10 protein-coding genes are annotated in these 10001 nt (G+C 65.3%); all 10 read right to left on the bottom strand.

Annotated features, from left to right (window positions below; translation table 11 throughout):
* Positions 1 to 167: 167 nt before the first annotated feature.
* The 10 genes from FG94_RS17820 to FG94_RS17775 all read right to left on the bottom strand — a co-directional run bounded on the left by FG94_RS17820 (position 168) and on the right by FG94_RS17775 (position 9994).
* Entirely contained in the window at positions 168 to 1406 is a 1239-nt protein-coding gene (locus FG94_RS17820) for a cystathionine gamma-synthase family protein (protein ID WP_036214334.1), read from the bottom strand.
* A 4-nt stretch (positions 1407 to 1410) separates the two neighbouring features.
* Entirely contained in the window at positions 1411 to 2934 is a 1524-nt protein-coding gene (purF, locus tag FG94_RS17815; protein ID WP_036214332.1) for an amidophosphoribosyltransferase, read from the bottom strand.
* A 37-nt stretch (positions 2935 to 2971) separates the two neighbouring features.
* Positions 2972 to 3460 carry a CvpA family protein gene (locus tag FG94_RS17810; protein ID WP_027866743.1) on the bottom strand — a complete coding sequence of 163 codons (489 nt, stop codon included), beginning with the start codon at positions 3458 to 3460 and terminating at the stop codon, positions 2972 to 2974.
* 28 nt (positions 3461 to 3488) lie between these two features.
* A complete protein-coding gene (locus FG94_RS17805; protein WP_036214330.1) occupies positions 3489 to 4424 on the bottom strand; it encodes an SPOR domain-containing protein in 936 nt (311 codons plus the stop codon).
* 12 nt (positions 4425 to 4436) lie between these two features.
* Entirely contained in the window at positions 4437 to 5735 is a 1299-nt protein-coding gene (gene folC, locus FG94_RS17800; RefSeq protein WP_036214327.1) for a bifunctional tetrahydrofolate synthase/dihydrofolate synthase, read from the bottom strand.
* A gap of 69 nt (positions 5736 to 5804) precedes the next feature.
* On the bottom strand, positions 5805 to 6677 hold the full coding sequence (accD, locus tag FG94_RS17795; RefSeq protein ID WP_027866740.1) for an acetyl-CoA carboxylase, carboxyltransferase subunit beta: 873 nt from the start codon (positions 6675 to 6677) through the stop codon (positions 5805 to 5807).
* Between the two features lie 149 nt (positions 6678 to 6826).
* On the bottom strand, positions 6827 to 7126 hold the full coding sequence (locus FG94_RS17790; RefSeq protein ID WP_036214325.1) for a hypothetical protein: 300 nt from the start codon (positions 7124 to 7126) through the stop codon (positions 6827 to 6829).
* A 109-nt stretch (positions 7127 to 7235) separates the two neighbouring features.
* Positions 7236 to 8033 (bottom strand): tryptophan synthase subunit alpha, encoded by a 798-nt coding sequence (gene trpA / locus FG94_RS17785; protein ID WP_036214323.1) that lies wholly within the window; start codon positions 8031 to 8033, stop codon positions 7236 to 7238.
* Between the two features lie 43 nt (positions 8034 to 8076).
* On the bottom strand, positions 8077 to 9318 hold the full coding sequence (gene trpB, locus FG94_RS17780) for a tryptophan synthase subunit beta (RefSeq protein ID WP_036214321.1): 1242 nt from the start codon (positions 9316 to 9318) through the stop codon (positions 8077 to 8079).
* Positions 9302 to 9994, bottom strand: a complete 693-nt coding sequence (locus FG94_RS17775; RefSeq protein ID WP_036214385.1) for a phosphoribosylanthranilate isomerase — start codon at positions 9992 to 9994, stop codon at positions 9302 to 9304. The genes trpB and FG94_RS17775 overlap by 17 nt, the downstream gene beginning before the upstream one ends.
* Positions 9995 to 10001: the final 7 nt, after the last annotated feature.

The following is a 10001-nucleotide window of genomic DNA, read 5'->3' as shown; positions in this document are numbered from 1 at the left end:
CATCGTAATGCTCCCGGATTTGCTCACACTGGACTCCAAACGATTCGGAGTCGACAGCATGAGTCATCTAGCAAAAAGCGGACATTTCAACTTTGCTAGATCCGGACATTACAACTTTGCCCTAACACACCCTACGAAAAACGGCAACCCGAAGGTTGCCGTTGTTGTTACGCCTCGAGCGCCTGACGGAAGTCCGCCAGCAGGTCCTCGGTATCCTCGATGCCCACGGAGACGCGGATCAGGGACTCGGCAATGCCCATGCTGGCGCGCCGCTCCGCGCCCATCTCGAAGAAGATCGTGTGCGCCACCGGGATCACCAGGGTGCGGGTATCTCCCAGGTTGCTGGCCGGGATGCCGAGCTTCAGGCGGTTCAGGTAGTCGAAGCAATCGATATCCTCGCGCAGCTCGAAGCTCATCAGGGAACCGCCGGCACGGAACAGCTCTTTCGTGATGCCGTTCTGCGGATGCGAGGCCAGTCCCGGGTAGTGCACAGCCGCCACGCGCTCATCGGCTTCCAGCATCTGCGCCAGCGCCAGCGCGTTCGCGCTGGTGCGTTCCATGCGCAGCGCCAGCGTCTCGGCGCCCACCGCGATGTGGTGCGCCGCTTCCGGCCCGAGGGCCGCGCCGAAGTCGCGCAGTGCCTTGGCGCGCAGCTGGGCCAGGCCCTGGTTGGCGGCCGGCTGCTTGCGGAAGTTGGCCGCGATGTGCGGGTAGGCGCTCCAGTCGAACAAGCCGGTATCGGTCAAGGCGCCGCCCAGCGCGATGCCGTGGCCGCCGATCGACTTGGTCAGCGAATTGACAACCAGGCCCGCCCCCACCGCCTTCGGGCGGAACAGCCAGGGCGTGGTCATGGTGTTGTCGACCACGTACAGGATGCCGCGTTCACGGCACAGCTGGCCGATGCGCGCCAGGTCCGCCACCTGGGTGCGCGGGTTGGCGATGGTCTCGACGAACACCATGCGGGTATCGGGCCGCAGCACCGCTTCCACGTTGGCGACATCGGTCGCATCGACGAAGTCCACCGCCACGCCCTGGGCTGCCACCGTCTGCCACAGGCTGTTGGTGTTCCCGAACAGGAAGGACGACGAGACGATGTGGTCTCCCGCCCTCAGCAGGCCCTGGAACAGCGCGCCGATGGCGCCCATGCCGGTCGCGAAACAGATCGTGCCGACGCCGTCTTCCATCTTGCTGATCTTGTCCTCGAGCGCGGCGACGGTCGGGTTGCCCTGGCGGCCGTAGCGGAAGCCCGGTTCCTTGCCCTGGAAGACCGAGGCCAGCTGGCGCGCATCGTTGTAGCCGAAAGCCACCGAGGTATGCACCGGCTTGTGCAGCGAGCCCTGTTCGATGCTCTTCCTGCGGTCGTTGTGCAGGATGGTGGTGGTGAAACCGTACTTCTGCTCGCTCATGGTCTTACTCCGCCGTGGCCGGACGGTTGAGATTGAGCTGGTTGGTGGCCGCATCCTCGACGCCCTTGCTGCCGCCCTTGTGGCGCGCGGATTCCTGGCGATCCAGGTATTCCGGCGTCACGTCGCCGGTCACATAGACGCCGTCGAAGCAGGAGGCCTCGAAATTCTTCAGCGCCGGATTGACGTCCGAGATCGCCTTCTTGAGCGCATCCACGTCCTGGTAGACCAGGCGGTCGGCGGTGATCTCCGCGCAGATTTCCTCATTGGTGCGGCCATGGGCGATCAGCTCGTCGCGGGTCGGCATGTCGATGCCGTACACGTTCGGGTACAGCACCGGCGGCGCGGCCGAGGCGAAGAACACCTTGCGGGCGCCGGCGTCGCGCGCCATCTGCACGATTTCACGGCTGGTGGTGCCGCGCACGATCGAATCGTCGACCAGCAGCACGTTCTTGTCCTTGAATTCGGAGGCGATCGCGTTGAGCTTCTGGCGCACCGACTTCTTGCGCATGTTCTGGCCCGGCATGATGAAGGTGCGGCCGATGTAGCGGTTCTTGATGAAGCCTTCGCGGTACTCGACGCCGAGCTTCAGGGCCAGCTGGATCGCGGCCGGACGCGAGGAATCGGGGATCGGCATCACGACGTCGATCTCGTCGACCGGGATCTCCTTGCGGATCTTGTCGGCCAGGTATTCGCCCATGCGCAGGCGGGTCGCGTAGACCGAGGCGCCGTCGATCACCGAGTCCGGACGGGCCAGGTAAACGTATTCGAAGGCGCAGGGATTCAGCGACGGATTCTCGGCGCACTGGCGCTCGTGCAGCTGGCCGTCGTTGGTGATGAACACCGCCTCGCCCGGCGCGATATCGCGCACGAAGCGGAAGCCCAGGCCTTCCAGCGCCACCGATTCGCTCGCCACCAGGTACTCAAGGCCGTGCTCGCCCTCGTTCACGCCCAGGCACAGCGGACGAATGCCGAACGGGTCGCGGAAGGACAGCATGCCGTGGCCGGCGATCTGCGCCACGACGGCGTAGGCCCCGCGCACGCGGCGGTGCACCGCGGCCACCGCCTTGAAGATGGCGTCGGTGTCCAGATTGTAGCCGTCGGCCGCTTCCTGGATCTCGTGGGCCAGCACGTTCAGCAGCACTTCCGAATCGGAGTCGGTGTTGATGTGGCGGCGGTCGTTCTTGAACAGCTCTTCCTTGAGCTGGGCCTGGTTGGTCAGGTTGCCGTTGTGGGCCAGGGTGATGCCGAACGGGGCGTTGACGTAGAAGGGCTGCGCTTCTTCCTCGCTTGAGGAGCCGGCGGTCGGATAGCGGCAGTGGCCGATACCGGTGTTGCCCTGCAGCGTACGCATGTTACGGGTACGGAACACGTCGCGCACCAAGCCATTGGCCTTGTACATCGAGAACATGCTGCTGTGATTGGTTGCAATACCCGCCGCGTCCTGGCCGCGATGCTGCAGCAGCAGCAAGGCGTCATACAGAAGCTGGTTGACGGGATTGTTCGAGACGACGCCGACGATGCCACACATGGTGCGCTCCTAAAACTGGATTGCTGATTACAAAAGATTAGTAGTTCACGTGCTGCGCCAGGGCAGCAGGGAGAAATGGTTTGACGGTGCGCGCTCCGGTTTCCGCCATCGGCGAGAGCAGCGCGTTCCTCCAGAAATCCTGTTGCGGGATGGACGTCATCCCACACAATATGACGGCGGCCAGCACGATTACAATGCCGCGCGCCAATCCAAATAATCCACCCAGGCCGCGGTCCGCGAGGCTCAGGCCGGTGGCCGTGATCAGGGCCCCGATCGCCAGCGACAGCAGACCCATCAGGATGCGCACGCCGAGGAACAGCAGCACGAAGGCCATGATCAGGCGCGCGGTCTCGCCGGGAAGCAACTCGGGCAGCATCGGCGCCAGTGTCGCCCCGTAGGCGTTCGCCACCACGAAGGCCACGATCCAGCCCAGCAGCGACAGGATCTCCTTGACCAGCCCGCGCAGGGTGGAAATGATGACCGACGATACCAGAACGAACAAGACCAGGTAATCGAAAATCGTCACGCCGCCAGCCCTTGCCTGCTACCGTGGATCAGAGCGGCACCATGGTGCCGGACAGGCCCATGGCGATGAGCTTGGAGCGGATCTTCTCGCCCTCTTCCTTGCTGTACGGACCCACGCGCACGCGGATCAGGTCACCGGACCGCTCGGTGAAGGAAGACACGCCGGCGGCGCGCAGGCGGCCCTGCAGCTCATCGACCTTTTGCTGGGTCGCCAGCGCGGCCACCTGCACCACGTACTTCTGCGACGGGCCGGTGGCCTTCACGACAGGCTTGCCCTCCAGGATGGCCATGGCGCGCGCGGCGTCGTTCTGAACCGGGACCGGCTTCACCTCGACCGGCTTGACCGGCGGCTTCTCGGCAGGTTTCTCGAGCTTCTTCGGCTCCAGGTCGGCGACCTTCGGGTGCGCTTCAAACTTCGGCTCGCGCTTGGGCTCCGGCTTGACCGGTTCCGGCTTCGGTTCGGCCCTGGCCGGCTCGGTGCGGGCGGTGTCGAGGGTGCGAACCGGCGGCGGATCGGCCGGCGCCGTCGCCACCCTGGCTGCGGGCGCCGGCGGCTGGGCCGTCTCGAGCGGCGCCTCGTCCGTCGGCTCGACGATTTCCTCGCCGCTGTCGACGCTCGCCGCGGCGGGTACCGGCAAGGCCGCCGCCTTGTCCTTCGACGGGATATTGATGGCGATGTCGGCGCCGAGCGGCTTGGGCTCGGAATCGAGCAGCATCGGCAGGCCGACCGCAGCGGCGAGGGCCAGCGCGATCGCGCCTACCAGGCGGCGGCGCGCGCGCTTCTTCTCGGGGAGGATCGGATCGGCGCCGGCGCGGCCACGGCCGCGGGTGGCGCCTTCGCCGGCGTTGGACGCGCGCTTGGCGCGGGCCTGCTGCCCATAGGCGGCGGCGTCGTCCTTGACGAAGTGGCCGCTGTCCCGGACAGTGTCTTGCTTGTTTTTGCTACCGAACGAGAACAAGCCCATGCGTATCTAGAATCAGTGTAGTGAGTTTTTGCGGGCCGCCATGACGCCGGCGACCGTGTAGAACGAGCCAAAGACCACAATTCTATCATTCTCCCCAGCCCGGCTCACGGCATTCGCATAGGCGTCAAGCGGCGTGGCGAAAGTGGTGACCGAAAAATCACCCTCTTTCGCGCCCGCGGGCCCGATTGCCGCGAGCTTTTCGGCCAGTTGTTCCGGCTGCGCCGAGCGCGGCGACGGCAGCGCGGTGACGCACCAGTGGTCGACGATGCCCTTCAAGGGCGCGATCACGGCCTCGATGTCCTTGTCTTCCATGATGCCGAACACCGCATAGGTGTAGCGGTGAAAGCCCATGTTGCCGAGGTTGTGCGCGAGGGCCGCCGCTGCGTGCGGGTTGTGGGCCACGTCCAGCACCTGGGTCGGACGGCCGGGCAGCACCTGGAAGCGTCCCGGCAGCTCGACCATGGCCAGGCCGGCACGCACTTCCTGCGCGCCGCAGGGCAGCTGCATGCGCAGCACCTCGAGGGCGGCCAGCGCGGCCGAGGCGTTGAGCAGCTGGTTGGCGCCGCGCAGGGCCGGATAGGCCAGCGAATTGCGGCGCTGTCCGCGGCCGCCATAGCTCCATTGCTGCTGGTCGCCCTGGTAGTTGAAGTCGCGCCCTAGCAGCCACAGGTCGGCGCCGATGCTTTCCGCGTGATCGATGAGCGATTGCGGTGGCACCGGATCGCTGCAGATCGCGGCCTTGCCCGGACGGAAGATGCCGGCCTTTTCAAAGCCGATCTTCTCGCGGGTGTCGCCCAGGTAGTCGGTATGGTCGATGTCGACGCTGGTGACGATCGCCACGTCGGCGTCGACCACGTTGACGGCATCGAGGCGCCCGCCCAGGCCGACCTCAAGGATGGCGACGTCCACGCCGGCCTGCGAAATCAGGTTCATGATCGCCAGCGTGGTGAATTCGAAGTAGGTCAGCGAGACTTCGCCGCGCACGGCTTCGACCGCATTGAACGCCTGGATCAGCGCCTCATCCGACGCCATCTCGCCGTTGATGCGGGCGCGCTCGTTGAAGTCGAGGAAGTGCGGCTTGATGTACAGGCCCACGCGGTAGCCGGACTGCAGCAGCACGGCTTCCAGCATCGCGCAGGTCGAGCCCTTGCCGTTGGTGCCGGCCACCATGATCACGGGACAGCTGAAGGCGAGCCCCATGCGTTCCTTGACGGTGCGGACACGGTCGAGGCCCATGTCGATGTGGGTTTCGGCATGGCGCGACTCGAGCAGCGCCAGCCAGTCGGGCAAGGTGGTCGGAAGAGTGGACATTGGATGGACTTCGGTGAGTGCGCGCGGGGGCGCTGGTGCGGACGCCTGGGCGCCCGCACCGGGACGGGATCAGGCCAGCGCGTCGGCGGCCTGGTTTTGCAGCAGCGCCAGCAGGCGGGCGATTTCTTCGCGCATCTTGCGGCGGTCGACGATCATGTCGACGGCGCCCTTCTGCACCAGGAACTCGGCGCGCTGGAAGCCTTCCGGCAGCTTTTCGCGCACGGTATTCTCGATCACGCGCGGACCGGCGAAGCCGATCAGGGCCTTCGGTTCGGCGATGACGACGTCGCCCATGAAGGCGAACGAAGCCGAGACACCGCCCATGGTCGGGTCGGTCAGCACGGAGATGAACGGCAGCTTCTTTTCGGACAGCTTAGTCAGCATGGCGGTGGTCTTGGCCATCTGCATCAGCGACAACAGGCCTTCCTGCATGCGGGCGCCGCCGGTGGCGGTGATGCAGATGAAGGGCACCTTCTGCTCCAGCGCCACCTGGGCGCCGCGCACGAAGCGTTCGCCGACGACCGAACCCATCGAGCCGCCCATGAATTCGAATTCGAAGCAGGCGACGACGACCGGCAGGCTCATGATCGAACCGCCCTGCACGATCAGGGCATCGGTCTCGCCGGTAGCGTCCATGGCCTGCTTGAGGCGGTCCGGGTACTTCTTGCTGTCCTTGAACTTCAGGGTGTCGACCGGCAGGGTTTCCTGGCCGATGTCATAGCGGCCACCCTCGTCGAGCAGCGCATCGAGGCGCTCGCGGGCGCGGATGCGCATGTGGTGGTCGCACTTGGGGCAGACGTGCTGGTTCGATTCCAGGTCGGCGCGGTACAGGACCGATTCGCACGACGGGCACTTGACCCACAGCCCTTCGGGCATGGTCTTACTCTTGGCGGCATCGGAGCGCTGGATCCGTGGGGGCAGCAGTTTTTCTAGCCAACTCATCTTTTCTCCTTGCGGCAAGTCTTCGAAGTGGCGGTAGTGTAGCCGCAAGCGTGCCGCTTGTCGAATCATGTCGGCCTGCCAATTGCCATTCCGACATCAAATAAAAAAGGGCGCCATCGTGGCGCCCCCATGCCGCCGCGGTTGCCGCGTCAGGTCTTGGCTCCGACGCCGGGCATCTCGGCGACACTGTATTCCAAGCCGCCGACACGCCGCGCCACGAGGTTGTAAAGCCAGGCCACCAGGCCGGTGCATAGGAACGTCATCAGGCCATAAACAAGAGGGGCAATCAACAGCGTCATAATGGCTACACCAATGCCTGCGCCAAGACCGCCGCCGACGAAGCCGGCTGCTGTTACGAACAGCATGATGGGCAGCGACATTACTGCGTAAAGCACGGCCAGTACTTTAGCTGACTGAGCTACCGATACGTTAACAATCTGTATTTTCATCGCGGGATCCAAGAATTGTTTAGGGGAACAACGGATCCACTGTACTGCGATGATTTACAGGGCAAGACGCGGCAGCACAAACCGCGTCTTGCGTGAAGGCAACCTTTATTCAGGCGTCCAGCGCGCTGCGGATACCCGAGGTGAAACTGCGCACCGCGTCCACCGCCTGCTCCTTCGGCACCGACTCCAGTTCCTGGATGATGCGGCTGCCGATCACCACCGCGTCCGCTACTTCCGCCACAGCCCGGGCGGTAGCGCCGTCGCGGATGCCGAAACCGACGCCGATCGGCAGCTTGACGTGCTCGCGGATCGACGCCACACGGCGCGCCACGTCGGCCGTGTCGATACTGCCCGCCCCGGTCACGCCCTTGAGCGAGACGTAGTAGCTGAAGCCGCTGCCGTACTGTGCCACCTGCTGCACCCGCTCCGTGGTCGAGGTCGGCGCCAGCAGGAAGATCAGGTCGAGGTCGTTCGCCCTCATCGCTTCGGCGAACGAAGCGCACTCTTCCGGCGGATAGTCGACCACGATCGCGCCGTCCGCACCCGCTTCCTTCGCGCAGCGAATGAAGTTGTCGGGGCCGATGCGCTCGATCGGGTTGGCGTAGCCCATCAGGACCACCGGCGTCGCCGCATTCGTCTTGCGGAATTCGCGCACGAAACCGAAGACGTCCTGCAGGCCGACGTTGAACTTGAGCGCGCGCTCGCAGGCGCGCTGGATCACCGGGCCTTCGGCCATCGGGTCGGAAAACGGGACGCCCAGCTCCAGGACGTCGGCGCCGCCCTCCACCAGGGCGTGCATCAGCGGCACGGTCAGTTCGGGACCGGGGTCGCCGGCCGTGATGAAGGTGACGAGGCCGGTTTTATTTTGCGCCTTGAGGGCGGCAAAGGTCGATTCGATACGGGACATGCTGTTCTTTCTGTTAAAGGTTCACGAGGGTGCGGGAAGACGGTCAGCTGAAATCCAGCCCCATCCTCTGCGCCACCGTGTGCATGTCCTTGTCGCCGCGGCCCGACAGGTTGACCAGGATGAGCTGGTCCTTCGGCAGCGTGGCCGCCAGCTTGGTCGCATAGGCGATCGCGTGCGAGGACTCGAGCGCTGGGATGATCCCCTCGATGCGGCAGCAGTCGTGGAAGGCCTGCAAGGCTTCCTCGTCCGTGATGCTCACGTACTCGGCGCGCTTGATGTCCTTCAGCCAGGCGTGCTCCGGCCCCACGCCCGGGTAATCCAGGCCGGCCGACACCGAATGCGTCTCGATGATCTGCCCGTTCTCGTCCTGCAGCAGGTAGGTGCGGTTACCGTGCAACACGCCCGGGATGCCGGCGCTCAGGGACGCCGCATGCTTGCCCGTCTCCAGGCCCTCGCCCGCCGGCTCGACGCCGACCAGCTTCACGCCCGGCTCGTCGATGTAGGGATAGAAGATGCCCATCGCGTTCGAACCGCCGCCGACGCAGGCCAGCACGTAGTCCGGCTGGCGGCCGGTCATGGCCGGCATCTGCACGCGGCATTCCTCGCCGATCACGGACTGGAAGTCGCGCACCATCATCGGATACGGGTGCGGCCCCGCGACGGTGCCGATGATGTAGAAGGTGCTCTCGATGTTGGTGACCCAGTCGCGCATTGCTTCGTTGAGCGCGTCCTTCAGGGTCTTGGAGCCCGACTCCACCGGCACGACGGTCGCGCCCAGCAGTTTCATGCGGTAGACGTTCTGCGCCTGGCGCTTGACGTCCTCGCTGCCCATGTAGACCACGCATTCCATGCCGAAGCGCGCGCAGATGGTGGCGGTGGCCACGCCGTGCTGCCCCGCGCCGGTCTCGGCGATGATGCGCTTCTTGCCCATGCGGCGCGCCAGCAGGGCCTGGCCGATCACGTTGTTGATCTTGTGCGCGCCCGTATGGTTCAGGTCTTCGCGCTTGAAGAAGATCTGGGCGCCGCCCACCTGTTCGGACCAGCGCTTGGCGTGGTAGACCGGCGAGGGACGGCCGACGAAGTGGGCCAGTTCGTAGCGGAATTCCTCGAGGAATTCGGGGTCGTTCGAGAAGCGCGCGTAGGCCTCGTTCAATTCGGCCAGCGCATGCGACAGGGTCTCGGCGACGAAGCTGCCGCCGTAGGGGCCGAAGTGCCCGGTCTGGTCGGGCAGCTGGTAATCCGGGGTCTGGAACAGCGGCGTGTTGCCGCTAGGACGATCTTTCATGATGGTTCTCACTCGATGGGATGGCGTCGGCGGCCCGCACTGCGCCGATGAAATCGGCAAGCTTGCAGGCATCCTTGATGCCCTTCTGCGCTTCGACGCCACTGCTGACGTCGACCGCGAAGGGACGAACACGTAGCACCGCGTCAGTCGCGTTGTGTGCGTTCAACCCACCACTCAAAACGACCCGAGGCGCGAGCTCTTTTGGGACGAGAGACCAATCGAAGACCTTTCCTGCGCCGCCGTAGGCGTCCACCCAGGTATCCAGCAACAGGCCGGAGAACCAGGGGCTGGCGGCGCGGTATATACCTTCGTATTCTAGCAGTTCGTCCGGGCTTGTGTCCGGCCGGACGCGGAAGGCTTTCACGAAGGGCCGCGCGACGTCCGCGGCCAGCGCCGCGCACTGCTCGACCGTCTCGTCGCCGTGGAACTGGATCAGCGACAGCGGCGCCCGTTCGGCGACCGCCCTCACCTCGTCCACCGTCGCGTTGACGAACAGCGCCACCGCGCTGATATAAGGCGGCAGCGCCCGGCACAGCTCGGCCGCCTGTTCCGGCGTGACGTAGCGCGGACTCTTCGGATAAAAGACGAAACCCAGCGCGTCGGCGCCGGCACTGACGGCCGCGCGCAGGTCTTCCGCGCGCGTGATGCCGCAAATTTTGATACGGGTGCGTTGCATGTCGATG

It is taken from the genome of Massilia sp. LC238, from assembly GCF_000735635.1.
Taxonomy (GTDB): domain Bacteria; phylum Pseudomonadota; class Gammaproteobacteria; order Burkholderiales; family Burkholderiaceae_D; genus Telluria; species Telluria varians.
Note: the sequence above shows the minus strand (reverse complement) of the source record. Positions and strands in the feature narration are given on the sequence as shown.